The following is a 25257-nucleotide window of genomic DNA, read 5'->3' on the forward strand; positions in this document are numbered from 1 at the left end:
GCGACGTTCTGATAATTAGCTGATCTGCAAGACCCGAGCCATGGCCTGGTCGTCGTCTTTGGCGGTGTTCATCATCTTGACGTGCAGTTCGAACTGCTTGGCCAGGGCCAGCACCGACGTCATCTCTTCCACGGCATTGACGTTGCTCGACTCCAGGAAACCCGACACCAGTTTGACATTGGCATCGGCCGGCGCAGGCTGGCCGTCCTTGGTGTAGATCGAACCGTCCAGGCCCTTGTTCATGTTCTTGATGTCCGGGTTGACCAGCTTGATGCGGTCGACTTCGGCCATGACGCGCGGGCCCTCGCCCATCGCACGGATGCTGATGGTGCCGTCTTCACCGACTTCCACCTGCTGCTCCGGCGGCACGGCGATCGGACCGCCGTTGCCCATGACCGGCATGCCGTTGCCGGCACGCAACACGCCGAGGGCATCGATATTGAGGCTACCGGTGCGCACGTAGCTTTCACCGCCATTAGGGTTCTGCACGGCGATCCAGCCGTTGCCCGACACGGCCACGTCGAGGTCACGACCGGTCTGCACCAGCGAGCCCGGCGTGAAGTCGGTGGCGGGCCGTTCGCTCATGGCAAACGCACGCGCCGGAAAGCTGTCACCGAACACCGGCATCGAACGCGCCTGTTCCAAGTCGCGCTGAAAACCGTTGGTGGAGATGTTCGCCAGGTTGTTGGCATGAGCCTTTTGCGCCAGTGCGTTCTGGCTGGCGCCGGTCATTGCCACATAAAGGTACTTGTCCACACTCTTTCCTCTGCATGCCGGACGTTTGCCGCCCACCGCTGTACTGCTGAGCCATAAGCAATTTGCAGACCAACTTTTTTCTGGCGGCCGAGGGCCCGGTAAACAAAGGACTTGAGGGAGTTTGCGGGGAGGAGGGAAATGTATCGAAGTCGAAAAACCGGCGGTGTCATGCCGCTTGGCGGCAAACACCCGATCCGGCCGTGATCACTCGGACGCATCCTTGCCGACTTCATACTCACGCAGCTTGTTGGCAATCGTGGTGTGCGAAACCCCGAGCCGCTTGCCCAGTTGCCGGCTGCTCGGATGCTCTGAATACAGTCGCTCAAGCACCGCTTTCTCGAAGCGCCCGACAATCTCGTCCAGCCCGCCTTCGAGGGAGAAATCGCCAAGCGGCTGACGCACGCCGTAATCCGGCAGGCGAATGTGCTCGGCCTTGACCGTGCCGCCTTCGCACAGCGAAACCGCCTGGAACAACACGTTCTCCAACTGCCGCACATTGCCCGGCCAATGGTAATGACTGAGCCGGTCCATCGCCGCCGGCGCCAGTTTCGGCAACGGGCAGCCGATCTGCCGGCTGGCCTGATCGAGGAAGTGTTCCACCAGCGGCGTCAAACCATCGAGGCATTCGCGCAGTGGCGGGATGTGCAGCGACAGCACGTTCAAGCGGTGATACAGGTCCTGGCGAAACTCGCCGCGCGCGCACAACTCCGATAGGTCGACCTGGGTTGCGCAGATCACCCGCACGTCCAGGTAAACCTCTTCATCACTGCCCACCCGCCGAAAGCAGCCGTCCTGCAGGAAGCGCAACAATTTCACCTGCAAGCGCGGGCTCATTTCGCCGACGCCATCGAGGAACAGCGTGCCGCCCGCCGTCAGCTCCAGCAGCCCGAGCTTGCCTTCGGCCCGCGCGCCTTCAAAGGCACCTGGGCCGTAGCCGAACAGTTCGGTCTCGGCCATCGACTCCGGCAGCCCCGCGCAGTTGAGCGCCATCAACGGCGACTGTCCGCGCGGGCTCGCCAAATGGCAGGCCCGCGCCAGCAATTCCTTGCCGGTGCCGGTTTCACCTTCAATCAACAACGGCGCATCCAGCGGTGCCATGCGTCGTGCTTCGCGCACCACCGCCGCCATCACTTTCGAGCTCTGGAAGATGCTGTCGAAGCCACGCAGCTCTTGTTTGCGCACGTTATAGATGCGCTCGCCGACCCGGTCCGCGCGGTGCAGGGTGAGCACGGCACCGGCCATGGCCTCGCTGTCGTCGTGTTCCGATTGCAGCGGCGCGATGTCGGCCAGAAAAATGTCGCCCTTGACCTTGACCCGCATGCCGTTGATTCGCGATTTGTTGGCGCGCACCAGTTCCGGCAGGTCAAAATCTTCGGCGTAACGCGACAACGGAATCCCCGGCACCTCGTCCACCCGCACCCCGAGCAACTGCGCCGCCGCACGGTTGGCCGCCACGATGGAGCCGCCCATGTCGATCGACAGCACCGGAAACTCCAGCGCACCGAGCAGCGCATTCAACTCCATGTGCCGCCGCTCGCTGGGCATCAGCCCGACCCGCTTGACGCCAAACACCCCGGCAATCGCCTCGAACTTCGGTCGCAACGCCTGGAACTGAATGTTGATCAGGTTCGGGCAATGCAGGTAGATCGCGTTGCCATGCTCACCGCCCACCTCGCCACGGGCGACGTTGATCCCGTACTCCACCAGCAGATTGAGAATGTCGCGCAGGATGCCGATGCGGTTCTGGCAGTGGACTTTGATACGCATATAAAGGCCCGAAACAGGTGAAGAGGCGATCTGACGCCGGAATTTTCTGCGCGTCGCGCAAGATAGTCGTCAAGATTATGTGACAGCCATCGGCCTTTTCAAACCCGACAGTCACCGCAAACACGACTTATCGCACGAAGCGTAACGAAAATTTTACGAATTAAAGAGACTTTTCCTACTCGACCGGTCTTCAACCTGCTGCAACAACGAACGTTCCGGGGTATTTCTCAGTCCATCGCAGGACATAACAAGAACGAAATTCCCCTCGCAGGAGAGCAGTATGAAGCAGACGCAATACGTGGCCCGCGAGCCCGATGCGCAAGGTTTTATCGACTACCCCGCCGAAGAACACGCGGTGTGGAACACGCTGATCACCCGCCAGATGAAAGTGATCGAGGGTCGTGCGTGCCAGGAATACCTGGACGGTATCGAAAAACTCGGTCTGCCCCACGACCGCATTCCGCAACTGGGCGAAATCAACAAGGTGCTCGGCGAGACCACCGGTTGGCAGGTTGCCCGCGTCCCGGCGCTGATCCCCTTCCAGACATTTTTCGAATTGCTCGCCAGCAAGCAGTTTCCGGTGGCCACGTTCATTCGTACCCGTGAAGAACTGGACTACCTGCAAGAGCCGGACATTTTCCACGAGATCTTTGGCCACTGCCCGCTGCTGACCAACCCGTGGTTCGCCGAATTCACCCACACCTACGGCAAGCTCGGCCTGCAAGCGACCAAGGAAGAACGCGTTTATCTGGCGCGTCTGTACTGGATGACCATCGAGTTCGGCCTGGTCGACACCCCCCAAGGCAAACGCATCTACGGTGGCGGCATCCTGTCTTCGCCGAAAGAAACTGTTTATTCGCTGTCGGACGAGCCCGAGCATCAGGCCTTCGATCCGCTGGAAGCCATGCGCACGCCGTATCGCATCGACATTCTGCAACCGCTGTATTTTGTCCTGCCGAACCTCAAGCGCCTGTTCGACCTGGCCCACGAAGACATCATGGGCATGGTCAAGCAAGGCATGCAGCTGGGTCTGCACGCACCGAAGTTTCCGCCAAAACCAAAAGCCGCGTGACCCGCGACTTTTGCTTACAAGTGAGTCTGTCCGTCGTCGCCACTTTGGTTTAGCGTGGCGACACTGACCGCCAATATAAAAAACACCTTCAGATTTCAGGAAGTCCACCATGTCCACTTTGAACCAAGCCCATTGCGAAGCCTGCCGTGCCGATGCCCCACAAGTCAGCGATGAAGAACTGCCGATCCTGATCAAGCAGATCCCTGACTGGAACATCGAAGTACGCGACAGCATCATGCAGCTGGAAAAAGTCTTCCTGTTCAAGAATTTCAAGCACGCGCTGGCCTTCACCAACGCCGTCGGCGAGATCTCCGAGGCCGAAGGTCACCACCCGGGCCTGCTGACCGAGTGGGGCAAAGTCACCGTGACCTGGTGGAGCCACTCGATCAAAGGCCTGCACCGCAACGACTTCATCATGGCCGCGCGCACTGACGAAGTGGCCAAGACCGCAGAAGGACGCAAGTAATGCACTTCGACGCCATCGGCCGGGTGCCCGGCGACCCGATCCTCGGCCTGATGGAGGCCTACGCGCAGGACTCCAACCCGCGCAAGTTCGACCTCGGCGTGGGCGTCTACAAGGATGCCCAGGGCCTGACGCCGATCCCCGAAGCGGTGAAAATCGCCGAGGCGCGTCTGGTCGAGAGCCAGGACACCAAGACCTACATCGGTGGCCACGGCAATCCGCTGTTCGGCAAGGTCATCAACGAGCTGGTGCTTGGTGCCGATTCGGCGCTGATCGCCGGGCAACGCGCCGGCGCCACCCAGACCCCGGGCGGCACTGGCGCACTGCGTCTGGCGGCGGATTTCATCGCGCAATGCCTGCCGGGCAAAGGCGTGTGGCTGAGCAATCCGACCTGGCCGATCCACGAAACGATTTTCGCGGCCGCCGGGGTCAAGATCAGCCATTACCCGTACGTCGGTAGCGACAACCGCCTCGACGTCGATGCGATGCTCGCCGTGCTCAATGAAGTGCCGAAAGGCGATGTGGTGCTGCTGCACGCGTGCTGCCACAACCCGACCGGTTTCGACCTGAGTCACGACGACTGGCAGCGAGTGCTGGACGTGGTCCGTCGCCGCGATCTGCTGCCGCTGATCGACTTTGCCTACCAGGGCTTCGGCGACGGTCTGGAGCAGGATGCGTGGTCGACCCGGCTGTTCGCAGCCGCGTTGCCCGAGCTGCTGATCACCAGCTCCTGCTCGAAGAACTTCGGCCTGTACCGCGATCGCACCGGTGCGTTGATTGTGAGCGCGAAAACCGCTGACAAGCTCATCGATATCCGCAGCCAGCTGGCGCACATCGCCCGTAACCTGTGGTCGACGCCACCGGATCACGGCGCAGCCGTCGTTGCCACGATCCTCGCCGACCCGGAGCTGAAAAGCCGCTGGGCCGACGAAGTGGAAGCCATGCGTCTGCGCATCGCCCAGTTGCGCAGCGGGCTGGTGGAAGCGCTGGAACCGCACGGTCTGCGCGAGCGCTTTGCGCACATCGGCGTGCAACGCGGGATGTTCTCCTACACCGGCCTGTCGCCGGAACAGGTGAAAAACCTGCGCGAGCATCACAGCGTGTACATGGTCAGCTCGGGCCGGGCCAACGTCGCCGGGATTGATGCGACACGTCTGGATCTGCTGGCCGAAGCGATCGCCAGCGTCTGCAAATAACTCCCCCTTGCCCTGATCGTTCCCACGCTCCGCGTGGGAATGCCTCAATGGACGCTCCGCGTCCGCTTCGGCAGGGACGCAGAGCGTCCCGGGCTGCATTCCCACGCAGAGCGTGGGAACGATCAGGCGCACTCATCGCGAGCAGGCTCGCCCCTGCATTTTCCCTGCGTCACCCTGTCGCACTTGTCTAGACAATCCCGCCCGTCGAAACAAATGGATTTAAAAATCTGTTTGTCACTTTTCCTGCTGTATCCTTCGCAGGCTTTCTGAAAGCGCGGATCTACCAGATCTATCAACAGACTTAGCGAGGAGCGCAACCATGCACGAGATTCCGAATCTCCCCTTCCCAAGCCTGCACGAAACTGAGCAGACGACCACGCAACAAGCCGGTGCCCAACAGCCCGAGCCGAAAGAAGCCGCCGAGAGCCGTCCGGCCGACAGCGAAGAGTAAGCAACACCCGCCGTACAGACCGTGTGGAAAGCGCTAACATGCGCTTTCCACACTGCCTGAAACCTGAGCTGCCATGTCCAAAGAATTCGATGAACAACAGGCCGAGATCCTGATCGGTGCCACCGAGAAGATGATCGAGATCTGGAGCCGTCTCTCGCCCGAGAAACAGGCCGCCCTGCTCGCCCGTTTCGGCAGCGAAGAAAACGCGCTGGCCGCACTGGTCACCACGCAATTGGTCGCCCCGGCCAAATAGTTTTACTTTTCCCCGCCCCAGACGCGTCCGCATCGGTATCATGAGCAGCCTATCTATTCTGCTCTTCCCGTGGATCGTAATTCATGTCGTCCTCTATGCCAGAACCCCAGCGTCCCCTGGCGGTCACGCTGCAAGTCGTTTCCATCGTCCTGTTCACCTTCATCGGCTACCTGAACATCGGCATTCCGCTGGCGGTGCTGCCAGGTTATGTGCACAGCGACCTGGGCTTCGGCGCGGTCATCGCCGGGCTGGTGATCAGCGTGCAATACCTCGCCACCCTGCTCAGCCGTCCGTATGCCGGCAAGATCATCGACAACAAGGGCAGCAAACGTGCGGTGATGATTGGTCTGGCCGGTTGTGGCTTGAGCGGTGTGTTCATGTTGATTTCGGCGTGGACGCCCAATCTGCCGCTGCTGAGCCTGATCAGCCTGTTCGTCGGTCGCCTGGTGTTGGGCAGCGCTGAAAGCCTGGTCGGCTCAGGCTCGATCGGCTGGGGCATCGGCCGCGTCGGCGCCGCCAACACCGCCAAGGTCATCTCGTGGAACGGCATCGCCAGTTACGGTGCGCTGGCGGTCGGTGCGCCGCTGGGGGTGTGGCTGGTCAGCCGTTTTGGCTTGTGGAGCATGGGCGTGAGCATTCTGTTGCTGGCCACGCTGGGGCTGTTGCTGGCCTGGCCGAAAACCGCCGCGCCGATTGTGGCTGGTGAGCGTCTGCCGTTCATGCATGTTCTCGGTCGCGTCTTCCCGCACGGCTGCGGACTGGCGCTGGGCTCGATCGGTTTCGGCACTATCGCCACCTTCATCACTCTGTATTACGCCACGCAGCACTGGGATAACGCGGTGCTGTGCCTGAGCCTGTTCGGCGCCAGCTTCATCGGAGCGCGGCTGCTGTTCGGCAACTTGATCAACCGCCTCGGCGGCTTTCGTGTGGCGATTGCCTGCCTGTCGGTGGAAACCCTGGGCCTGCTGTTGCTGTGGCTCGCGCCGGACGCGCACTGGGCATTGGCCGGTGCGGCATTGAGCGGTTTCGGTTTCTCGCTGGTGTTCCCGGCGCTGGGCGTGGAAGCCGTAAACCTGGTGCCAGCCTCCAGTCGAGGTGCGGCGGTCGGGGCGTATTCGCTGTTCATCGACTTGTCGCTGGGCATCACCGGGCCGCTGGCGGGTGCGATTGCGGCGGGCTTCGGCTTTGCCTCGATCTTCCTGTTCGCCGCCCTCGCGGCGCTGAGCGGTCTGGCATTGAGCGTCTATCTGTACCGCCACACGGCGAAGTACCGCGAAGACTAGAAATCCACCTTGCCGCGCCCGGCCTTGATGCTGCCGCGCTTGGTTTTCGATTCCAGCCGACGTTTCTTTGAGCCCAGCGTCGGCTTGGTCGGCCGGCGCTTCTTCTCGACCTTGGTGGCGCTGAGGATCAGCTCGGTCAAACGCTCCAGCGCATCGGCGCGATTCTGTTCCTGCGTACGATATTGCTGAGCCTTGATGATCAACACACCGTCGCTGGTGATGCGGCTGTCGCGCAACGCCAGCAGTCGCTCCTTGTAGAACTCGGGCAAGGACGAGGCCGGAATGTCGAAACGCAAATGCACGGCGCTGGAGACCTTGTTAACGTTCTGCCCTCCGGCGCCCTGGGCGCGGATGTACGTCAGTTCGATCTCGGCATCCGGCAGATGCACGTTGTTGGAAATCACCAGCATGGAAAAGCGTCCGTATTCAGAACCCGCAGGATACCGCGAAAGCACAAAAAACCCGGCACGTGGCCGGGTTTGTTGTTTTTGCTGCGACGCTTACTTGGCAGCGTTCGCCGCGTGCAGTGCCTGTTGTGCACCGCGCTTGTTCTTGATCACGTAGCAGACCCACATGAACACCACCCACACCGGGATCGCGTACACCGAGATCTGAATGCCCGGGATCAGCAGCATCACGCCGAGAATGAACAGGACGAACGCCAGGCAGATGTAGTTGCCGTACGGGTACCACAGCGCCTTGAACAGCGGCGTCTGGTTAGTCTTGTTCATGTGTTGGCGGAACTTGAAGTGCGAGAAGCTGATCATCGCCCAGTTGATCACCAGTGTTGCAACCACCAGCGACATCAGCAGTTCCAGCGCGTGTTGCGGGATCAGGTAGTTGAGCAGCACGGCCACCAGAGTTACCGCCGCCGAGGCCAGGATCGAACGCACCGGCACGCCGCGCTTGTCGATCTTCGCCAGCGCTTTCGGCGCATCACCCTGCTCGGCCATGCCCAGCAGCATGCGGCTGTTGCAGTAGGTGCCGCTGTTGTACACCGACAATGCCGCGGTCAGAACCACGAAGTTGAGGATGTGCGCAGCAGTGTTGCTGCCGAGCATCGAGAACACCTGCACGAACGGGCTGCCGCTGTAGGAATCGCCCGAAGCGTTGAGGGTTTCCAGCAGGCTGTCCCACGGGGTCAGCGACAGCAGGATCACCAGTGCGCCGATGTAGAAAATCAGGATCCGGTAGATCACCTGGTTGATCGCTTTCGGGATCACGGTTTTCGGCTTGTCGGCTTCGGCTGCGGTGAAACCGAGCATTTCCAGACCGCCGAAGGAGAACATGATGATCGCCATTGCCATCACCAGACCGCTGACGCCGTTCGGGAAGAAGCCGCCGTGGGACCACAGGTTGCTGACCGAAGCCTGCGGGCCGCCATGGCCGCTGACCAGCAGGTAGCTGCCCAGGGCGATCATGCCGACGATCGCCACGACCTTGATGATCGCGAACCAGAATTCGGCCTCACCGAAGACTTTGACGTTGGCCAGGTTGATCGCGTTGATCAGCACGAAGAACGCAGCGGCGGTCACCCAGCTCGGGATCTCCGGCGCCCAGTAGTGGATGTATTTGCCGACCGCGGTCAGCTCCGACATGCCCACCAGGATGTACAGGATCCAGCAGTTCCAGCCCGACAGGAAACCGGCGAAACCGCCCCAATACTTGTGCGCAAAGTGGCTGAAGGAGCCGGCCACCGGCTCTTCGACGATCATTTCGCCGAGCTGGCGCATGATCATGAAGGCGATGAAGCCGCAGATGGCATAGCCGAGGATCATTGACGGGCCGGCGGATTTCAGCACCCCGGCCGAGCCGAGGAACAATCCGGTACCGATCGCGCCACCGAGGGCGATCAGTTGAATATGGCGATTTTTCAGGCCGCGTTTCAGCTCGCCTGATTGCGAGTTTTGTCCACTCATGAAAAAGGTCTCACGCAAGGTTTGATGATGTTCAGTAGACGTTGCTGCAAGGTTGCGATTTCAGCCAACCTTGATCAAACCCCAGCGCAGGCACCAGGAATTCAGCTTTTTTACAACGGTCATGCGTCACCTGTTTGTTTTTATCTGTGACGAAATCGAACCCGACACGCTTGTGACGCGGCGGAGTGAACAAGGCGGATAAACCTTGAGGTTTGCGCGATTACGCAGAGGGTCACAGTTAAAACGCGGCGCATTGTACACCGCTAACCCCCTGCTGCCAGACCTCGCCGGATCAGCGTGTCGGTTGCCGGGATTGCATGTGTCCACCCCGGGAGGCCCGGGCGGCTGCAAAAATTGAGTCAGGCCTTTGCAGGCCATCGGCGTGGACGATGGAAAATCCGCCCCACGTGGAGAAGTGAAATTGGATTACGGCGTTCATTGCGCCTCCTTCTTGTTATGCACCTGCACGACAGGCATGCAGCGCATCTCACCTTCCAAACGACGCTGAAACAAGCGCGCCAGAGCGCTGCGCAAGGCCCGGCGGGCCTGGCTCCGGCAGATTTTCCTTACAGCCTGACAAAGGCACCCGATTCACGGGACTGCGACGGCTTTTTCGTAAATATTCACTGACAGTGCGTAACGTAAAGTTTCCACTCCAGACCCATCGAAGCGGCGTCCGGTAATTGACGTTAGCTGGCTAACTATTTGAAAGACGTTAAGTTTTTTGTTTTAAAACAAGAAAAACATGCCCAAAAAATAGAAATAAAAAGTCCAAAAAAAAACGCCAACCCTGAGGTTGGCGTTTCTGTTTTCAGCTTGAAGCTTGCCGCTCGCAGCTTACAACCGCGTTATTCCGGCTTCTTGCGACCGAAACCCGGACGCTGGCCGGAACCGGCCGGTGCGCCACGGCGCTTGCCCGACGGCTTGTCATCATCAGCCAGCTTGATGCCTGGACGCTTCGGCGATGGCTTGGACGGACGCTTGGTGTCGACTGGACGATCCGCCACCGGCGTACCGCGACCTTCGCCCCGCTCGGTACGGCCGTTGGCCGGACGCGGAGTACGTGGACCGCGCTCGCCATCCGGACGCGCTGCCGGCTTGCGACCTGGACGCTCACCTTCGATCTGCGGCTCGCGGACCGGACGCGGACCGGCGCCAATCGGTGCACCGTTGGCCGGACGCAGGGTGCGCACGCGCTCGGTGCGGGCCATCGGACGCGACGACTTGCGCTGCATGCGGTCGAGCTTGTCTTTGCTCTTGGCATTCAGTTGCGGCATGGCCACCGGAGTCAGGCCGACTTCGGCGCTCAGCACGTCGACTTCGTACTGGCTCATTTCGCGCCAGCGGCCCATCGGCAGGTCGGAGTTGAGGAACACCGGACCGAAACGCACGCGCTTCAGACGGCTGACCACCAGGCCCTGGGATTCCCACAGGCGACGTACTTCACGGTTACGGCCTTCCATCACCACGCAGTGATACCAGTGGTTGAAGCCTTCGCCGCCCGGTGCCTGTTGAATGTCGGTGAAACGCGCCGGGCCGTCTTCCAGCACAACGCCGGCCTTCAGGCGCTCGATCATTTCGTCATCGACTTCGCCACGTACACGCACCGCGTACTCGCGGTCCATCTCGTAGGACGGGTGCATCAGACGGTTGGCCAGTTCACCGTCGGTGGTGAACATCAGCAGACCGGTGGTGTTGATGTCGAGACGACCGATGTTGATCCAGCGGCCTTCTTTCGGACGCGGCAGCTTGTCGAACACGGTAGGACGGCCTTCCGGGTCGTCACGGGTGCAGATCTCGCCGTCGGGCTTGTTGTACATGATCACGCGGCGAACCGACTCGGCGGCTTCTTCACGCTTGATGACCTTGCCATCAATGGTGATGGCGTCGTGCATGTCGACACGCAGGCCCAAAGTGGCGTCTTTGCCATTGACCTTGATCCGGCCGGCAGCAATCCAGGATTCGACGTCACGGCGCGAGCCGACGCCGATACGGGCGAGGACTTTCTGCAGCTTTTCGCCTGCTGGGCCGATTTCCTGGTCGTCTTTCTGATTGATGTCACTCATCTGGGCACCTCCCGGTGTGGTCTGTTCAGCGGCGTTGAATGAGCCGCTGAAGCGTTGAAATCTGGGTTTTCGGGCGAAGGGATCGCCGAAGGGTCGCGAATCATACGCGGATGTGGCCGCGCGCGCATCAGAGACTAGTCGATCAGGGCAAGGTTATTTCTTTTTCCGCCGACCGGTGGCCCCGAGCTTGATCAGACGCAGCGCAGCTTCGGCCAGTACGGTGCGCTTGTCGTCCTTGTCGAGTTTCTTCCAGGCCCGGATCTCGCGCTTGCTGCGGCCGCAGCCGAGGCAGATGTCGTCGCTGAACTTGCAGACGCTGATGCACGGATCCTTGGTCGAGCTCATGCTCAATCCTCGAACTCGCGGCGTTCGGCTTCGATGGCTTCGGCCAGGGCGCGGGCTTCGGCTTCTTCTTCGCTCAGTTCTTCCTCGGCGGCGGGTTCTGGCGCGGGCTGTTCGAGACGGGCGACGGCGGCCAGCAGTTTTTCCCGGGCTTCGGCCACGCCGAGTACATCGTCTTCCTGCTCGGGCTCGAACTCTGACTCGGACTCAAATTCAGGCTCGAATTCAGGCTCAAATTCAGATTCTGGCTCACCCTCGACCGACGGCTCGACCGGATCGGACTCAACCCCGGTCGGCATCGACTCGCCGCCCAGCCCATCACGCAGCAAGTCGTCGAAGTCGGTCTTGATCCCCTCCTCCATGCTGTCCAGTTCCAGCAGCAGGGTGTGGAAACTGGTTTCTTCCTTCGGTTCTTCCGGCTCGGCGCTGGCGTCGGCCAGCTCCTGCAAGCCCGGCGGCACGGGAGCATCGTCGAAGTCGAGCACCGGATCTGCCTCGATCTCGCGCAATTCGGCCAGCGGCGGCAGGTCGTCGAGGTTCTTCAGGTTGAAGTGATCGAGAAACGCCTTGGTGGTGGCAAACATCGCCGGTTTGCCCGGCACGTCGCGGTAACCGACGATGCGGATCCACTCGCGCTCCATCAGCGTCTTGACGATGTTGGTGTTGACCGCCACGCCCCGCACGTCCTCGATCTCGCCCCGGGTGATCGGCTGGCGATAGGCGATCAGTGCCATGGTTTCCAGCAGCGCCCGGGAATAGCGCTGCGGGCGCTCTTCCCACAAACGACCGACCCACGGCGCGAACTTCTCGCGGATTTGCAGGCGATAGCCCGACGCAACTTCCTTGAGCTCAAACGCCCGGCCCTCACAGGACTTGCCGAGCAGGGTCAGGGCTTTCTTGAAGACCGGCGGTTCCGGGCGTTCGCCTTCTTCGAAGAGTTCATAGAGGCGCTCGAGGGATTGCGGCTTTCCCGAGGCCAACAGAAAGGCTTCAAGCAGGGACGCCAGCTCGCGGGGTTCAGTCAGGTTCATATCGGGACTCGTTATTCGGCTCGGGCTCGCACGTGGATCGCGGCGAACGGCTCATTCTGCACCAGCTCGATCAGGGATTCCTTGACCAGTTCAAGGATCGCCATGAAGGTCACCACCACCCCGAGCTTGCCCTCCTCGGCGGTGAACAGCTCGACGAACGGCACAAACCCGCCGCCCTTGAGCCGCTCCAGCACATCACTCATGCGCTCGCGGGTGGACAGCGCCTCGCGGCTGACCTGATGGCTTTCGAACATGTCGCCCCGGCGCAGCACTTCGGCCATGGACATCAGGATTTCTTCCAGCGCCACATCGGGCAACAGCTTGCGCGCGCGGGCTTCCGGGGCATCGAGCTTGGGCACGATCACGTCGCGACCGACCCGGCTCAGGCCATCGATGCCTTCGGCGGCGGCCTTGAACCGTTCGTACTCCTGCAGTCGGCGGATCAGTTCGGCGCGCGGGTCGTCTTCTTCGTCCTCGACGGTTTCGGCCCGGGGCAGCAGCATCCGCGACTTGATCTCGGCCAGCATCGCGGCCATCACCAGGTATTCGGCGGCCAGTTCCAGGCGCACCGACTGCATCAGCTCGACATAGCCCATGTACTGACGGGTGATTTCCGCCACCGGGATGTCGAGGATGTTGATGTTCTGTTTGCGGATCAGGTACAGCAGCAGGTCGAGCGGGCCTTCGAAGGCTTCGAGGAAGACTTCCAGCGCGTCGGGCGGGATGTACAGGTCCAGCGGCATTTCCGTAACCGCCTGGCCATAGACCATGGCAAACGGCAGTTCCTGCTGGGCACCGGCCTGGGGATCAACGGTTTCCACTGCGGACATTCAGGCCTCGACCATGAATGGCGCAGGATCGCCGCAACCGACGCGGATCACTTCCGGATCGTCGCCCGTGAGGTCGATCACGGTGGAGGCCTTGATACCGCCAAAGCCGCCATCGATGATCAGGTCCACCTGATGCTCCAGCAACTGGCGCATTTCATACGGATCGCTCAACGGGTCTTCTTCGCCCGGCATGATCAGGGTCACGCTCATCAGCGGCTCGCCCAGTTCGGCCAGCAACGCCAGCGCGATCGGGTGGCTCGGCACCCGCAGTCCGATGGTGCGTTTCTTCGGATGGAGCAACAGGCGCGGTACTTCACGCGTGGCGTTGAGAATGAAGGTGTACGGTCCCGGCAAGTGGGCTTTGAGGATTCGAAAGGTCCCGGTGTCGATCTTGGCGTAGTTGCCCAGTTGCGACAGATCGCTGCAGATCAGCGCGAAGTTGTGCTTTTCGTCGAGCTGACGCAGGCGTCGAACGCGCTCGATGCCGTTCTTGTCGCCAATCTGGCAGCCGATTGCGTAGGAAGAGTCCGTGGGATAGACCACCACCCCGCCCTTGCGGATGATCTCGACCGCCTGTTTGATCAGGCGCGCTTGCGGGTTTTCCGGATGAATCTGGAAAAATTGACTCACATTCTCTACCTGTTCAGACGGCGGCAATAACTGTGTCATGTTTGAACCGACACCACAGGGGTGGAAGGTCCTCCGGCACCGGCCGGTACTGGCCGATCTCTGACCAGCCACCAGGGCCATGGAAATCACTGCCGGCGCTGACCAGCAGACCGAACTCACGGGCAAGGATTGCCAGGCTGCCCACCTGTTCCGCAGGCTGATGACCGTTGACCACTTCGATCGCGTGCCCGCCCGCTTGAATATAGTCGGCAATCAGCTTTCGGCGCTTGCTGCGGGTGAAATCGTAGTGCCACGGATGCGCCAGACTGACCCAGGCGCCGGCGGCGCGCAGCGTGCCGACGGTGTCTTCGAGGGTCGGCCAGTGTTGCTTGACGTCCCCCAGCTTGCCGGCGCCGAGCCATTTGCGAAACGCCTCGGCGCGATCCTTTACAAAACCTTCACGCACCATCCAGTCGGCGAAATGCGGGCGGGCCGGCGCGTTGCCGCTGTCGCCCAGTTCCTGCTGGATCTGCCGCGCGCCGTCGAGCGCATTCGGCATGCCCTTGAGGGCGAGCTTGCGGCTTATCTCCTCAGACCGCAGCCAGCGACCGTCGTGCAACTGCGCAATCGCCTCGACCAACGGTGCGGCATTGACGTCGAAACCGTAGCCGAGCACGTGAATGGTCGCCCCGCCCCAGGTGCAGGACAACTCGACGCCGTTGACCAGTTGTATGCCCAGCGCCTCGGCGGCCGTGCGCGCTTCGGCGAGGCCTTCGAGGGTGTCGTGATCGGTCAGGGCCAGGACTCGCACGCCGTTCTCGAACGCACGCGCAACCAGTGCCGCAGGCGCCAGGGCGCCATCGGAGGCCGTGCTGTGGCAGTGCAAATCAACATTCACGGGGATGTGTAACCTCAAATCAGCTGGCGCTATCGCGCGCCCATATGTTTGTTATTATGCCGCCACATCCAGCTTCTGGCTCTCACTGTGAAACAATTCATCGATTTCATCCCGCTTCTGCTGTTCTTCATCGTCTACAAACTCGATCCACGCACCGTCGACGTTGCCGGCCATGAACTGACGGTAGGCGGCATTTACAGTGCAACCGCCGTGCTGATCATCAGCTCCCTGGTGGTGTACGGCGCGATCTTCATCAAGCAGCGCAAGCTGGAGAAGAGCCAGTGGCTGACGCTGGTCGCCTGCCTCGTGTTCGGCAGCCTGACCCTGGCCTTTCACAGCGAAACCTTCCTGAAATGGAAAGCCCCGGTGGTCAACTGGCTGTTCGCCCTGGCCTTCATCGGCAGCCACTTCATCGGTGATCGCCTGCTGATCAAACGCATCATGGGCCACGCGCTGACCCTGCCGGATCCGGTCTGGACCCGACTGAACATCGCCTGGATCGGTTTCTTCCTGTTCTGCGGTGCCGCCAACCTGTTCGTCGCCTTCACCTTCCAGGACTACTGGGTGGACTTCAAGGTGTTCGGCAGCCTGGGCTTGACCGTGCTGTTCCTGGTCGCTCAAGGCATCTACCTGTCCCGTCACCTGCACGACGCCGATACCACAACGCCAAAAACCGAGGACTGACATGCTTTACGCCATCATTGCCACCGACGTCGCCAACTCCCTGGAAGCCCGCCTCGCTGCGCGCCCGGCACACCTTGACCGCCTGCAAGTGCTCAAGGGCGAAGGCCGCATCGTGCTGGCCGGCCCGCACCCGGCGGTCGACAGCAATGATCCGGGCGCAGCAGGTTTCAGCGGCAGCCTGATCGTTGCCGAATTCGATTCCCTGAGCGCGGCGCAAGCCTGGGCCGATGCCGACCCGTACATTGCCGCCGGCGTCTACGCCAACGTGATCGTCAAGCCGTTCAAGCAAGTCCTGCCGTAACCGCCCCCGCCAATGTCCCCACGCGATGAACCTTGTCGGTTCATCGCGTTCTCAATCGCTCATTATTCTCGTTTGCCGGCCGACAACCTGCCCAATATCCATTTGGAAACAGGAGTCGCGATGCGCAAGGGTCCGTTGTGTCTGATGTTGGTCACGTTGTCGATCGTGGCGCCCGCCCATGGTGAAGAAAGCACCGAAGGCGGCAGCTCCACACCGCTTTCGTTGAGCGCCGGCAGTCAGATCACCGAGTTGCAGCAGCGCCTGAAGGCCAGCGAGCAGCAACGGGAAGAACTGAGCAAACAACTGCAAAGTGCCGACAACACCCGCGAAAGCGCCCAGCTCGCCCGGTTGCGCCAGGAGAACCAGCGTCTGAAGCTGCAACTCAAGGAAGCCCAGGCCAGCCCGCTGCCGCGCCTGCTGACCGAACAGCAGCAATGGTTCGTCACCGGGGCCGGGGTAGCGCTATTGGCGCTGCTCTGCGGTATCTTTGCCAGTGGAGCAAGCCGAAAACGTCGGCAATGGCTAAATTGAGTGAGTCATGAGCGAGCTGTTACTGATTGATGATGACCAGGAGTTGTGTGAACTCCTGAGTAGCTGGCTGAGCCAGGAAGGCTTTCAGGTCCGGGCCTGCCACGATGGCCAGAGTGCCCGCAAGGCGCTGGCCGAAACCGCGCCGGCGGCCGTGGTGCTGGACGTGATGCTGCCCGACGGCAGCGGTCTGGAACTGCTCAAGCAATTGCGCAGCGATCACGCCGACCTGCCGGTGCTGATGCTCTCGGCCCGGGGCGAGCCGCTGGACCGGATCCTCGGCCTGGAACTGGGCGCCGACGATTACCTGGCCAAACCCTGCGATCCGCGCGAACTGACCGCCCGCCTGCGCGCCGTGCTGCGCCGCAGTCATCCGGCCGCCGTGTCGACCCAGCTCGAACTGGGCGACCTGAGCTTCAGCCCGGTGCGCGGCGTGGTCAGCATCGACGAAAAGGAATTCACCCTCACCGTCTCCGAAAGCCGCCTGCTCGAAGCCCTGCTGAAGCAACCGGGCGAGCCGCTGGACAAACAGGAACTGGCGCAGATCGCCCTCGGCCGCAAGCTGACGCTGTACGACCGCAGCCTGGACATGCACGTCAGCAACCTGCGCAAAAAGATCGGCCCGCACCCCGACGGTCGCCCGCGCATCGTTGCCCTGCGCAGCCGTGGCTACTACTACAGCCTCTAACCGCCTGTAAGTTTTGTCAGGTCGGCGCGAAAACGTGTTTACCCAAGCTTTACACAGCGCTGACCGCCGCTGACCTTGATCTCCGTAATCTGTACTCATCCGGAACGTACCGGGAACGAGACAAAGGAGATTCACCATGCGCAAGACTCTTATCGCTCTGATGTTCGCCGCTGCCCTGCCGACCGTCGCCATGGCCATGCCACAGGATGGCGGCCCGATGGGTGGCCCGCTGGACGGCCCGCGCCATGGCGGTCAGATGCACGGCATGCACGGCAAAGGCCCGTACAGCCAGTTGGACCTGTCCCGCGAACAGCGCGAGCAGATCCGCAAGATCATGGGCGAGCAGATGCACGAGCGTAAGCAGACGGTCGAAAAATACCTGGAGAAACTCTCGCCAGCCGACCAGAAAGCCATGAAGGACGAGATGGCGGCCAACCACAAGAAAGCCGAATCCGATGTCCGCGCCGTGTTGAAACCGGATCAACAGAAGAAATTCGACGAGATCCAGAAGAAACAGGCCGAGCGTCGCGCCGAATGGGCCGAGTTCAAAGCCTGGAAAGCGCAACAGCCGCAAAAGGCGCAATAATGTTCTGACCCGACGGTTCACGCCGTCGGGTCTTTTTTCACCCGGCCCAATGTGGGAGCGAGCCTGCTCGCGATAGCGTAGTGTCAGACAGCTCAGTCCTGTCTGGTACACCGCTATCGCGAGCAGGCTCGCTCCCACAGGTTTTGCGCTTGTTTGAGGATTTTCTGTGCGTTCATTGTTCTGGCGTATCCTCGCCAGCTTCTGGCTGGCCATCGCTCTGGTTGCAGGGCTTTCCATTCTGCTGGGGCACATGCTCAACCAGGACGCATGGATCCTCAGCCGCCATCCGGGCCTCAACACCCTGGCCGCGGAGTGGACGCAGACCTACGAAGCCCAGGGCGAAGACGCCGCCCAGGACATCCTCGAACAGCGCAAACGCCAGTACCACATCGACGTGCAAGTGCTGAATGAAAGCGGCGACCCGGTGGTGCGCGGCACCTTCCCCCGGCGCGCGGCCGCCTTCGAAGCGCGGCAGAACAATGATGACCGGCGCCTGCCCTGGCGCCGTCTGACCGACGAATTCACCAGCGACAAAAGCGGCGACACCTACCTCTTCATCTACCGCATCCCACACCCGGAACTCGACGCCTGGCACCGCGAAAGCCTGCTCTGGCCGCTGAGTGCGCTGGGCATCGCGCTGGTGGTGCTGACCCTGTTCAGCCTGCTGGTGACGTTTTCCATCACCCGCCCGCTCAGTCGCCTGCGCGGTGCAGTGCATGACCTCGGCCAGACCACCTATCAGCAGAACAGCCTGGCGCAACTGGCCAACCGCCGCGATGAATTCGGCGTGCTGGCCAACGACTTCAACCGCATGGGCGCACGCCTGCAAAGTCTGATCGGCAGTCAGCGTCAGTTGCTGCGCGACGTCTCCCACGAATTGCGCTCACCGCTGGCACGGCTGCGCATCGCGCTGGCACTGGCCGAACGGGCGAGCCCCGAAGAACGGGAAAAACTCTGGCCACGCCTGACCCGCGAGTGCGACCGGCTGGAAGCGTTGATCAGTGAAATTCTGGTGCTGGCGCGGGTCGATGCCGACAACGCCAGCGCCGAAGACGTGGATCTGAATGCCTTGCTCGCCACCCTGCAAAAGGACGCGCAACTTGGTTCGCCGGAGCAGACCGTGCGTCTGGAGGCCGAGCCGGCGCTCAATCTGACGGGTTGGCCGACCATGATCGAGCGCGCCGTGGACAACCTGCTGCGCAATGCCCAGCGCTTCAACCCGGTCGGGCAGTCGATTGAAATGCAGGCGTCACGTCAGGGCGAGCGGATCGTGGTCAGCGTGCGTGACCATGGGCCGGGGGTGCAGGCCGAGCATCTGAGCCAGTTGGGCGAACCGTTTTATCGAGCGCCGGGGCAGACCGCTGCGGGCCATGGCCTGGGGCTGGCGATAGCCCGGCGGGCGGCGGAGCGGCATGGCGGGACGCTGCTGCTGGCCAATCACCCGCAGGGCGGGTTTGTGGCCAGTCTTGAGTTACCGCTGGAGCCGGGGGCTGTTGTTCAGCCCTGATGGAGTCAGGCTTTACCCGGCCAGGCGCTGACAAACTCCGCCAGATCAACTTTCTCGGCCACCCGCGGTTCTTTCTGCGGCGTGCCGAGGTACAGGAACGCAATCACCTCTTCGTCATCCGTCAGGCCCAAACCCTTGGCGACATGTTTCGAGTACGCCAGATCACCCGTACGCCACACCGCGCCAATCCCCTGCGCATAAGCCGCCAGCAGAATCCCGTGCGCCGCACAGCCCGCCGCCAGCAATTGCTCAGCCTTCGGGTATTTGACGTGATCCTGCAACTTGGCGATGACCACGACCACCAGCGGCGCCCGCAGCGGGCCGTTGCGCGCCTTGTCGATCATCGCTTCGGTGACTTCGCCTTCCTGCATTTGTGCCGCTTGCGCCAGCAACTCGCCCATCTGCTCACGCGCCGCGCCTTCGACGGTCAGGAAGCGATACGGCTGCAAATGGCCGTGATCCGGTGCGCGGGTCGCGGCGGCGAACAGCACTTCGCGCTGTTCGGCGGTGGGGGCCGGATCGATCAGTCGTGGAACGGAAACACGGTTGAGCAAAGCGTCGAGAGCCTGCATCGGCCACCTCCTGAAAAAAATGTCCGGCTATTCTAGCTGCAAGTGATCCAGACGCGTCGGTTTACATGCCTTGCACCGCAGGTAGAATGGCGCCCTTCCCACATCAGCCCGAGCGGACTTCATGGCGTTGCCGACCTTACGGATCATTGGTTTCATCATCGGCATCTTCCTGATCACCCTGGCCATCGCCATGGTCGTGCCCATGGCCACCCTGGTGATTTTCGAGCGCACCGGAGATCTGCCGTCGTTCCTCTGGGCGAGCATGATCACCTTCGTCGCCGGCCTCGCGCTGGTGATTCCGGGGCGTCCGGAACACATTCACCTGCGCCCCCGGGACATGTACCTGCTGACCGTCAGCAGCTGGCTGGTGGTGTGCATCTTTGCCGCGCTGCCGTTTCTGCTGACACAGCACATCAGTTACACCGACTCGTTCTTCGAAAGCATGTCCGGCATCACGGCCACCGGCTCGACTGTGCTTAACCATCTGGACGACATGTCCCCCGGCATTCTGATGTGGCGCTCGCTGCTGCACTGGATCGGTGGTATCGGCTTCATCGGCATGGCGGTGGCGATCCTGCCGCTGCTGCGCATCGGTGGCATGCGGCTGTTCCAGACCGAATCCTCGGACCGCTCGGAAAAGGTCATGCCCCGCTCGCACATGGTGGCGCGGCTGATCGTGGCGGCCTACGTCGGCATCACGATTCTCGGCAGCCTGGCGTTCTGGTGGGCCGGGATGAGCCCGTTCGATGCGATCAACCACGCGATGTCGGCGATTTCCACCGGCGGGTTCTCGACCTCCGACCAGTCCCTGGCCAAATGGACGCAACCGGCGGTGCACTGGGTGGCGGTGGTGGTGATGATTCTTGGCAGCCTGCCGTTCACCCTGTACGTGGCGACGCTGCGCGGCAACCGCCGGGCGCTGATCAAGGATCAACAAGTGCAGGGTTTGCTCGGGATGTTGCTGGCGACCTGGCTGGTGCTCGGCACCTGGTACTGGTGGACCACCAACCTGCATTGGCTGGACGCCCTTCGCCACGTGGCGCTGAACGTGACGTCGGTAGTCACCACCACCGGATTTGCGCTGGGCGACTACAGCCTGTGGGGCAACTTCTCGCTGATGCTGTTCTTCTATCTGGGCTTCGTCGGTGGCTGTTCCGGTTCGACGGCGGGCGGAATCAAGATCTTCCGTTTCCAGGTCGCCTACATCCTGCTCAAGGCCAACCTTAACCAGCTGATTCACCCTCGCGCGGTGATCAAGCAGAAGTACAACGGTCATCGCCTCGACGAAGAGATCGTCCGGTCGATTCTGACGTTCTCGTTCTTCTTCGCGATCACCATTTGCGTGATCGCCCTGCTGCTGTCGCTGCTGGGCGTGGACTGGATGACGGCGTTAACCGGCGCCGCCAGCACCGTGTCCGGCGTTGGCCCAGGCCTGGGCGAGACCATCGGCCCGGCCGGCAACTTCGCCAGCCTTCCGGATGCGGCCAAGTGGATTCTGTCGTTCGGCATGCTGCTCGGCCGACTGGAGATCATTACGGTGTTTGTACTGTGTATTCCGGCGTTCTGGCGTCACTGATCGCGTTCGGCGCTTCCAGCAACCGCGCCCGGTAATCGCCGGGCGTGGTGTCGAACCAGCGGCGAAAGGCGCGGAAGAAATTGCTCGGGTCGGCAAACCCCAACAGATAGGCAATCTCCAGCAAGGTCATGCTCGGCTGCGCCAGGTATTGCTCGGCGAGTTCGCGGCGGGTGTCGTCGAGCAACTGCTGAAAACTGGTGCCCTCCTCCTGCAAGCGTCGTTGCAAGGTGCGCTGCGACAGATGCAGCGTCTGCGCCACCGTGTCGCGCTTGGGCTCGCCCTGCGGCAGCAGGCGGCACAACACCTGACGCGCCTTGTGGGTCACGCGGCTTTCGGAAAACCGCGCCAGATATTCCCCGGCAAACCGGTCGTGCAACAGCGCCATCGCCTCGTTGGCGGTGGGCAGTGGCGCTTCCATGTCGGCCCGTTCGAAGATCAGCGCATCGTACGGCGCGTTGAACACCAGCGGTGCATGGAAGGCTTGTTTGTAGGGTTCGAGATCATCCGGTTCGTCGCCCTGCACCAGCACTTTGCGCGGGTGCAGCGTGCGCCCGGTCAGCCAGCCACACAGTGCGAGTGCGCAGGCCAGCGAGGCTTCGGCACTTTGCCGGGTCGGCGGCAGGTGATCGCCATGCACCGTCAGAATCAGCGCATAACCCTCGTCGAGCAGCCGAAAACTCAGGTCGGCACTTTCGGCGATGATCCGCTGATACCGCACCAGTCGCTGAAAACCTTCCGCCAGCGTATTGCTGGACATCAGCGCATAACCCGCGACATGGAACGAAGCCGGCCGCACCACCTTGCCCATGTTCAGGCCGATCGCCGGATTGCCGGACAGCTCGACCGCCCGTTGCCAGAGTCGGGTCATGGAATCCTGCGGGAAGCGTGCGTCCGGATCCTCCAGCGCCGCGTAGTCGAGCCCCAGTTGTCTGAACAAAACCCGGCAATCCAGGCCGTCCATTTCCAGTGCTTTGACAATCCCCATCGCCCAGCTTGCAGAAGTCGTTCGTTCGCTCATGGCGTTTTTTCTTGGATGACATGGTGAGCCGCATACTACGGCCGATTTCCCAAGGATAGTAAAGTGGCGCCGATTGTCACTGGCCGACGCCATTGATCACTCTAGACTCAAATAAGCTACCCGCCGAACAACTTGCAATCAGAACAATAACCACAGAGATCGCAGTCGTGGAAACCATCAAGCATTTCAACAGCTTCGCCGAGTTCTATCCGTATTACCTCAGCGAACACAGCAACAGCACCTGCCGTCGCCTGCATTTCATCGGCACGACGCTGGTGATCTTCATTCTCGCCCTGACCATCGCCAAGGGCGCCTGGCTGCTTTTACTTGCGTTGCCACTGGCGGGCTACAGCTTTGCCTGGGCCGGCCATTTCTTTTTCGAGAAAAACCGCCCGGCCACCTTCCAGCATCCGTTCTACAGCCTGCTCGGCGACTTCGTCATGTACCGCGACATGATCCTGGGCCGCGTGCCGTTCTAGAAATTCCGACCAAGAGGACTGCCGATGAATGCCACTGCCCGTTTCACCCACATGAAGGACGGCACACAGGACGACTGGGCGATCATTGCGGCGGATTTCAGCGCCTACGCCCGTCAGTTGCCGGGCCGGATCATGGCCCACCTGAAACTGCTCGAAGGCGATTTCGGCGGTTTCCCGGTGGATCGCCTGACCCACTCGCTGCAAACCGCCACCCGCGCCTTTCGCGACGGACGCGACGAGGAATACGTGGTCTGCGCCCTGCTCCACGACATCGGCGACACCCTCGGTTCCTACAATCACCCGGACATCGCCGCCGCCATTCTCAAGCCGTTCGTCAGCGCCGAAAATCTGTGGATGGTGGAAAAGCACGGGATCTTCCAGGGCTACTACTTCTTCCATCACCTGGGCATGGATCGGCACTTGCGCGAGCAATTCAGCGACCACCCGCAGTTTCTGGAAACCGCGGAGTTCTGCGCCAAATATGACGCGGCAGCATTCGACCCCGAGTACGACACCCTGCCGCTGAGCTTCTTCGAGCCGATGATGGAAAGGCTGTTTGCCCAGCCGAAAAACTCGATATACAAGGCGGCGATGGAAGAGCACAGCCCGGCCTGAGTTGTTTTGAGAACTCAGGCCAGTTCGGCAACCTTCGCCGCTTTCAGTTCGGCTTCCCGCGCCTGCGCATCCGCCAGGCGATACAGCTCGATCGTGCCGTCCCAGTGCTCGATCAGCGCCGTACACGACTCCACCCAATCGCCACAGTTGAGGTAATCCACCTCGCCGACCTTACGGATCTCGGCGTGGTGGATGTGCCCACAGACCACCCCGTGCAGCTCGCGCTTCACGCATTCGTGGGCGATGGCTTCTTCGAAGTCGCTAATGAAGCTGACCGCCGTCTTCACCTTATGCTTGAGATAGGCCGACAACGACCAGTAGCCGTAACCGTATTTCGCCCGCCAGTGATTGAGCCAGCGGTTGAGGGTCAGGGTGAACTCGTAGGCCGAATCGCCGAGGAACGCGAGCCAGCGGTGATAGCGGGTGATTACGTCGAACTGGTCGCCGTGAATCACCAGCAGATGCCGGCCATCGGCGGTGACGTGCACCGCTTCGTCGACCAGCTGGATATTGCCCAGAATCAGTTTTGAATAGCGGCGCAGGAATTCGTCATGGTTACCGGTGACGTAGATCACCTCGGTGCCGCGCTTGCTCATGGTCAACAAACGGCGGATCACGTTGGTGTGCGCCTGCGGCCAGTACATGCCGCCGCGCAGTTTCCAGCCGTCGATGATGTCGCCGACCAGGTAAATCTTGTCGGCGTGGTAGCCCTTGAGAAATTGCGACAGATGCTCGGCCTGGCAATCCCGCGTGCCCAGGTGCACGTCGGAGATCCACAGGGTGCGAACCCGTTGTTTACGGCTGGGTCTGGCGAGCTCGGCGCTGGTCATGGGCAACCCTCTGCGATGTTTTCGCCACTCTGCGCGCGCCCGGTTAATCGACCATGACAGGTATGCGTCAGTCGTGTGACAAACGCGCCGCCCCTGCGCCGGTGTAGACTGGCGGCTCGCCCGGAGACCGCCATGCAACCGATCCTGACCCTGCGCCATTACAGCCACGACCTGATCGCCCACAGCCACGACCACGCGCAACTGGTGTTCGGCCTGTCCGGCGCGCTGGATTTCGAAGTCGAAGGGCGTGGCAGCCAGGTATTGCAGCAGAGTTTCGTGGTGATTCCCGCCGGCGCGCATCACGCGTGCGGCAGTCCCAAGGGCAGCCGCTGTCTGGTGCTGGATGTGCCCGACGAACAATGGCTGACGCGCTCGTTGGGCGATCACGCCGATGCCAGCCGCCGTCTGCTGGACAACGCCGCGCGGTTGTCGCTGGATGCCGGGCAAGGTCAATTGGTCAACTGGCTGGCGAACAGTCCGGTGGACGACCCGCTGATTGCGCAACAAGGCGCGGTGTTGTTGCTGGCGAGCCTGAACCACGTGCCACCCGCCGAGATCGTGGCGCGCCGCCTGCCCTACGCGGCACTCGATGCACACATCGAGCAGTACGCGGCCTATCCGCTGCAAGTGGCGGATCTGGCGCGCGTCGCCGGGTTATCCAGCGCCCGGCTGCATGCGCGGTTTGTCGCCGAATGCGGGCAGACGCCGATGGACTACATTCGCAGTCGCCGTCTGCACAAAGCCGTGGCGCTGTTGCGCAACACCACGCTGCCCGTCGGTGAAGTGGCCAGCCGTGTCGGCTACAACTCGCAAAGCGCGTTCTCGGCCGCCGTCCTGCGTGAGTTCGGCACCTCTCCTACACAATTGCGACGCGAGGCTGACGACAAAAGTCGATAGCCTGCCGACAGACTTTTGCGTCGTGACACGCTTCAATGTG

29 protein-coding genes are annotated in these 25257 nt (G+C 61.7%); 16 read left to right on the forward strand and 13 right to left on the reverse strand.

Annotated elements, in window-relative coordinates:
- Window positions 1–15: 15 nt before the first annotated feature.
- Both PMI24_RS23355 and PMI24_RS23360 read right to left on the reverse strand, forming a co-directional pair.
- A complete protein-coding gene (locus PMI24_RS23355) occupies window positions 16–756 on the reverse strand; it encodes a flagellar basal body rod protein FlgF (protein ID WP_007958343.1) in 741 nt (246 codons plus the stop codon).
- 204 nt (window positions 757–960) lie between these two features.
- Window positions 961–2523, reverse strand: a complete 1563-nt coding sequence (locus tag PMI24_RS23360) for a sigma-54-dependent phenylalanine hydroxylase transcriptional regulator PhhR (protein ID WP_007958344.1) — start codon at window positions 2521–2523, stop codon at window positions 961–963.
- Between the two features lie 280 nt (window positions 2524–2803).
- On the opposite strand from PMI24_RS23360, the gene phhA reads away from it, so the two are divergent.
- The 6 genes from phhA to PMI24_RS23385 all read left to right on the forward strand — a co-directional run bounded on the left by phhA (window position 2804) and on the right by PMI24_RS23385 (window position 7241).
- A complete protein-coding gene (gene phhA / locus PMI24_RS23365; RefSeq protein WP_007958345.1) occupies window positions 2804–3595 on the forward strand; it encodes a phenylalanine 4-monooxygenase in 792 nt (263 codons plus the stop codon).
- 109 nt (window positions 3596–3704) lie between these two features.
- Window positions 3705–4061: a 4a-hydroxytetrahydrobiopterin dehydratase gene (locus PMI24_RS23370; RefSeq protein WP_003222798.1), complete on the forward strand. Its 357-nt coding sequence runs from the start codon at window positions 3705–3707 to the stop codon at window positions 4059–4061.
- The gene (locus tag PMI24_RS23375) at window positions 4061–5254 is read left to right on the forward strand and encodes an amino acid aminotransferase (RefSeq protein ID WP_007958346.1); all 1194 of its coding nucleotides are present in this window, start codon (window positions 4061–4063) and stop codon (window positions 5252–5254) included. The genes PMI24_RS23370 and PMI24_RS23375 overlap by 1 nt, the downstream gene beginning before the upstream one ends.
- Before the next feature lie 319 nt (window positions 5255–5573).
- Window positions 5574–5705: a hypothetical protein gene (locus PMI24_RS29615; RefSeq protein WP_007958347.1), complete on the forward strand. Its 132-nt coding sequence runs from the start codon at window positions 5574–5576 to the stop codon at window positions 5703–5705.
- A gap of 73 nt (window positions 5706–5778) precedes the next feature.
- Window positions 5779–5958, forward strand: a complete 180-nt coding sequence (locus PMI24_RS23380; protein WP_007958348.1) for a hypothetical protein — start codon at window positions 5779–5781, stop codon at window positions 5956–5958.
- Window positions 5959–6053: 95 nt separating this feature from the next.
- A complete protein-coding gene (locus PMI24_RS23385) occupies window positions 6054–7241 on the forward strand; it encodes an MFS transporter (RefSeq protein ID WP_162831796.1) in 1188 nt (395 codons plus the stop codon).
- Here PMI24_RS23385 and arfB read toward each other — a convergent pair.
- The 8 genes from arfB to PMI24_RS23425 all read right to left on the reverse strand — a co-directional run bounded on the left by arfB (window position 7238) and on the right by PMI24_RS23425 (window position 14936).
- Window positions 7238–7651 carry an alternative ribosome rescue aminoacyl-tRNA hydrolase ArfB gene (gene arfB, locus PMI24_RS23390; RefSeq protein ID WP_007958352.1) on the reverse strand — a complete coding sequence of 138 codons (414 nt, stop codon included), beginning with the start codon at window positions 7649–7651 and terminating at the stop codon, window positions 7238–7240. The two genes, PMI24_RS23385 and arfB, sit on opposite strands and share 4 nt — an antisense overlap.
- Before the next feature lie 90 nt (window positions 7652–7741).
- Window positions 7742–9160: an amino acid permease gene (locus PMI24_RS23395; protein ID WP_007958354.1), complete on the reverse strand. Its 1419-nt coding sequence runs from the start codon at window positions 9158–9160 to the stop codon at window positions 7742–7744.
- An 848-nt stretch (window positions 9161–10008) separates the two neighbouring features.
- The gene (rluB, locus tag PMI24_RS23400) at window positions 10009–11226 is read right to left on the reverse strand and encodes a 23S rRNA pseudouridine(2605) synthase RluB (RefSeq protein ID WP_007958356.1); all 1218 of its coding nucleotides are present in this window, start codon (window positions 11224–11226) and stop codon (window positions 10009–10011) included.
- 153 nt (window positions 11227–11379) lie between these two features.
- The gene (locus PMI24_RS23405) at window positions 11380–11571 is read right to left on the reverse strand and encodes a DUF1289 domain-containing protein (RefSeq protein WP_007958358.1); all 192 of its coding nucleotides are present in this window, start codon (window positions 11569–11571) and stop codon (window positions 11380–11382) included.
- 2 nt (window positions 11572–11573) lie between these two features.
- Window positions 11574–12599, reverse strand: a complete 1026-nt coding sequence (gene scpB / locus PMI24_RS23410; protein WP_007958361.1) for an SMC-Scp complex subunit ScpB — start codon at window positions 12597–12599, stop codon at window positions 11574–11576.
- A gap of 11 nt (window positions 12600–12610) precedes the next feature.
- The gene (locus PMI24_RS23415; RefSeq protein WP_170844946.1) at window positions 12611–13309 is read right to left on the reverse strand and encodes a segregation and condensation protein A; all 699 of its coding nucleotides are present in this window, start codon (window positions 13307–13309) and stop codon (window positions 12611–12613) included.
- Between the two features lie 120 nt (window positions 13310–13429).
- Window positions 13430–14059, reverse strand: coding sequence for an L-threonylcarbamoyladenylate synthase (locus PMI24_RS23420; protein ID WP_045121866.1), 630 nt, complete (start codon window positions 14057–14059; stop codon window positions 13430–13432).
- Between the two features lie 13 nt (window positions 14060–14072).
- The gene (locus tag PMI24_RS23425) at window positions 14073–14936 is read right to left on the reverse strand and encodes a PHP domain-containing protein (RefSeq protein ID WP_007958366.1); all 864 of its coding nucleotides are present in this window, start codon (window positions 14934–14936) and stop codon (window positions 14073–14075) included.
- Between the two features lie 87 nt (window positions 14937–15023).
- Between PMI24_RS23425 and PMI24_RS23430 the strand changes: the two genes are divergently transcribed.
- The 6 genes from PMI24_RS23430 to PMI24_RS23455 all read left to right on the forward strand — a co-directional run bounded on the left by PMI24_RS23430 (window position 15024) and on the right by PMI24_RS23455 (window position 19230).
- On the forward strand, window positions 15024–15620 hold the full coding sequence (locus tag PMI24_RS23430) for a septation protein A (RefSeq protein WP_007958367.1): 597 nt from the start codon (window positions 15024–15026) through the stop codon (window positions 15618–15620).
- A 1-nt stretch (window position 15621) separates the two neighbouring features.
- Entirely contained in the window at window positions 15622–15921 is a 300-nt protein-coding gene (locus PMI24_RS23435; protein WP_007958368.1) for a YciI family protein, read from the forward strand.
- Between the two features lie 120 nt (window positions 15922–16041).
- Window positions 16042–16452, forward strand: coding sequence for a hypothetical protein (locus tag PMI24_RS23440; RefSeq protein ID WP_007958369.1), 411 nt, complete (start codon window positions 16042–16044; stop codon window positions 16450–16452).
- 7 nt (window positions 16453–16459) lie between these two features.
- Window positions 16460–17137, forward strand: a complete 678-nt coding sequence (locus tag PMI24_RS23445) for a response regulator transcription factor (protein WP_007958370.1) — start codon at window positions 16460–16462, stop codon at window positions 17135–17137.
- Between the two features lie 136 nt (window positions 17138–17273).
- Complete coding sequence (locus tag PMI24_RS23450; RefSeq protein WP_007958371.1) at window positions 17274–17723, forward strand: Spy/CpxP family protein refolding chaperone; 450 nt, start codon at window positions 17274–17276, stop codon at window positions 17721–17723.
- A 166-nt stretch (window positions 17724–17889) separates the two neighbouring features.
- Window positions 17890–19230 carry a sensor histidine kinase gene (locus tag PMI24_RS23455; RefSeq protein ID WP_007958373.1) on the forward strand — a complete coding sequence of 447 codons (1341 nt, stop codon included), beginning with the start codon at window positions 17890–17892 and terminating at the stop codon, window positions 19228–19230.
- A gap of 5 nt (window positions 19231–19235) precedes the next feature.
- Here PMI24_RS23455 and PMI24_RS23460 read toward each other — a convergent pair whose 3' ends face one another.
- Window positions 19236–19802 (reverse strand): nitroreductase family protein, encoded by a 567-nt coding sequence (locus tag PMI24_RS23460; RefSeq protein ID WP_007958375.1) that lies wholly within the window; start codon window positions 19800–19802, stop codon window positions 19236–19238.
- 121 nt (window positions 19803–19923) lie between these two features.
- Between PMI24_RS23460 and PMI24_RS23465 the strand changes: the two genes are divergently transcribed.
- Complete coding sequence (locus PMI24_RS23465) at window positions 19924–21378, forward strand: TrkH family potassium uptake protein (RefSeq protein WP_007958377.1); 1455 nt, start codon at window positions 19924–19926, stop codon at window positions 21376–21378.
- Here the strand turns inward: PMI24_RS23465 and PMI24_RS23470 are convergent.
- Window positions 21335–22396 (reverse strand): AraC family transcriptional regulator, encoded by a 1062-nt coding sequence (locus tag PMI24_RS23470; RefSeq protein WP_202949245.1) that lies wholly within the window; start codon window positions 22394–22396, stop codon window positions 21335–21337. The genes PMI24_RS23465 and PMI24_RS23470 overlap by 44 nt on opposite strands.
- Window positions 22397–22563: 167 nt before the next feature.
- Here PMI24_RS23470 and PMI24_RS23475 point away from each other — a divergent pair, with 167 nt between their 5' ends.
- Both PMI24_RS23475 and PMI24_RS23480 read left to right on the forward strand, forming a co-directional pair.
- The gene (locus PMI24_RS23475) at window positions 22564–22875 is read left to right on the forward strand and encodes a DUF962 domain-containing protein (RefSeq protein ID WP_007958381.1); all 312 of its coding nucleotides are present in this window, start codon (window positions 22564–22566) and stop codon (window positions 22873–22875) included.
- Between the two features lie 24 nt (window positions 22876–22899).
- On the forward strand, window positions 22900–23490 hold the full coding sequence (locus tag PMI24_RS23480; protein ID WP_007958383.1) for an HD domain-containing protein: 591 nt from the start codon (window positions 22900–22902) through the stop codon (window positions 23488–23490).
- 14 nt (window positions 23491–23504) lie between these two features.
- On the opposite strand, the gene PMI24_RS23485 is transcribed toward PMI24_RS23480, so the two are convergent.
- Window positions 23505–24320, reverse strand: a complete 816-nt coding sequence (locus PMI24_RS23485) for a UDP-2,3-diacylglucosamine diphosphatase (protein WP_007958385.1) — start codon at window positions 24318–24320, stop codon at window positions 23505–23507.
- A 132-nt stretch (window positions 24321–24452) separates the two neighbouring features.
- On the opposite strand from PMI24_RS23485, the gene PMI24_RS23490 reads away from it, so the two are divergent.
- Window positions 24453–25217: an AraC family transcriptional regulator gene (locus PMI24_RS23490; protein ID WP_007958387.1), complete on the forward strand. Its 765-nt coding sequence runs from the start codon at window positions 24453–24455 to the stop codon at window positions 25215–25217.
- Window positions 25218–25257: the final 40 nt, after the last annotated feature.

This window comes from Pseudomonas sp. GM25 (genome assembly GCF_000282255.1).
In the GTDB taxonomy this organism is placed as follows: Bacteria; Pseudomonadota; Gammaproteobacteria; order Pseudomonadales; family Pseudomonadaceae; genus Aquipseudomonas; species Aquipseudomonas aphyarum.

Coding starts and splice junctions, on each gene's coding strand:
- PMI24_RS23360 (WP_007958344.1), bottom strand. CDS start 2,523: ATGCGTATCAAAGTCCACTGCCAGAACCGCATCGGCATCCTGCGCGAC.
- phhA (WP_007958345.1), top strand. CDS start 2,804: ATGAAGCAGACGCAATACGTGGCCCGCGAGCCCGATGCGCAAGGTTTT.
- PMI24_RS23370 (WP_003222798.1), top strand. CDS start 3,705: ATGTCCACTTTGAACCAAGCCCATTGCGAAGCCTGCCGTGCCGATGCC.
- PMI24_RS23375 (WP_007958346.1), top strand. CDS start 4,061: ATGCACTTCGACGCCATCGGCCGGGTGCCCGGCGACCCGATCCTCGGC.
- PMI24_RS29615 (WP_007958347.1), top strand. CDS start 5,574: ATGCACGAGATTCCGAATCTCCCCTTCCCAAGCCTGCACGAAACTGAG.
- PMI24_RS23380 (WP_007958348.1), top strand. CDS start 5,779: ATGTCCAAAGAATTCGATGAACAACAGGCCGAGATCCTGATCGGTGCC.
- PMI24_RS23385 (WP_162831796.1), top strand. CDS start 6,054: ATGCCAGAACCCCAGCGTCCCCTGGCGGTCACGCTGCAAGTCGTTTCC.
- arfB (WP_007958352.1), bottom strand. CDS start 7,651: ATGCTGGTGATTTCCAACAACGTGCATCTGCCGGATGCCGAGATCGAA.
- PMI24_RS23395 (WP_007958354.1), bottom strand. CDS start 9,160: ATGAGTGGACAAAACTCGCAATCAGGCGAGCTGAAACGCGGCCTGAAA.
- rluB (WP_007958356.1), bottom strand. CDS start 11,226: ATGAGTGACATCAATCAGAAAGACGACCAGGAAATCGGCCCAGCAGGC.
- PMI24_RS23405 (WP_007958358.1), bottom strand. CDS start 11,571: ATGAGCTCGACCAAGGATCCGTGCATCAGCGTCTGCAAGTTCAGCGAC.
- scpB (WP_007958361.1), bottom strand. CDS start 12,599: ATGAACCTGACTGAACCCCGCGAGCTGGCGTCCCTGCTTGAAGCCTTT.
- PMI24_RS23435 (WP_007958368.1), top strand. CDS start 15,622: ATGCTTTACGCCATCATTGCCACCGACGTCGCCAACTCCCTGGAAGCC.
- PMI24_RS23440 (WP_007958369.1), top strand. CDS start 16,042: ATGCGCAAGGGTCCGTTGTGTCTGATGTTGGTCACGTTGTCGATCGTG.
- PMI24_RS23445 (WP_007958370.1), top strand. CDS start 16,460: ATGAGCGAGCTGTTACTGATTGATGATGACCAGGAGTTGTGTGAACTC.
- PMI24_RS23450 (WP_007958371.1), top strand. CDS start 17,274: ATGCGCAAGACTCTTATCGCTCTGATGTTCGCCGCTGCCCTGCCGACC.
- PMI24_RS23460 (WP_007958375.1), bottom strand. CDS start 19,802: ATGCAGGCTCTCGACGCTTTGCTCAACCGTGTTTCCGTTCCACGACTG.
- PMI24_RS23465 (WP_007958377.1), top strand. CDS start 19,924: ATGGCGTTGCCGACCTTACGGATCATTGGTTTCATCATCGGCATCTTC.
- PMI24_RS23470 (WP_202949245.1), bottom strand. CDS start 22,396: ATGAGCGAACGAACGACTTCTGCAAGCTGGGCGATGGGGATTGTCAAA.
- PMI24_RS23480 (WP_007958383.1), top strand. CDS start 22,900: ATGAATGCCACTGCCCGTTTCACCCACATGAAGGACGGCACACAGGAC.
- PMI24_RS23485 (WP_007958385.1), bottom strand. CDS start 24,320: ATGACCAGCGCCGAGCTCGCCAGACCCAGCCGTAAACAACGGGTTCGC.
- PMI24_RS23490 (WP_007958387.1), top strand. CDS start 24,453: ATGCAACCGATCCTGACCCTGCGCCATTACAGCCACGACCTGATCGCC.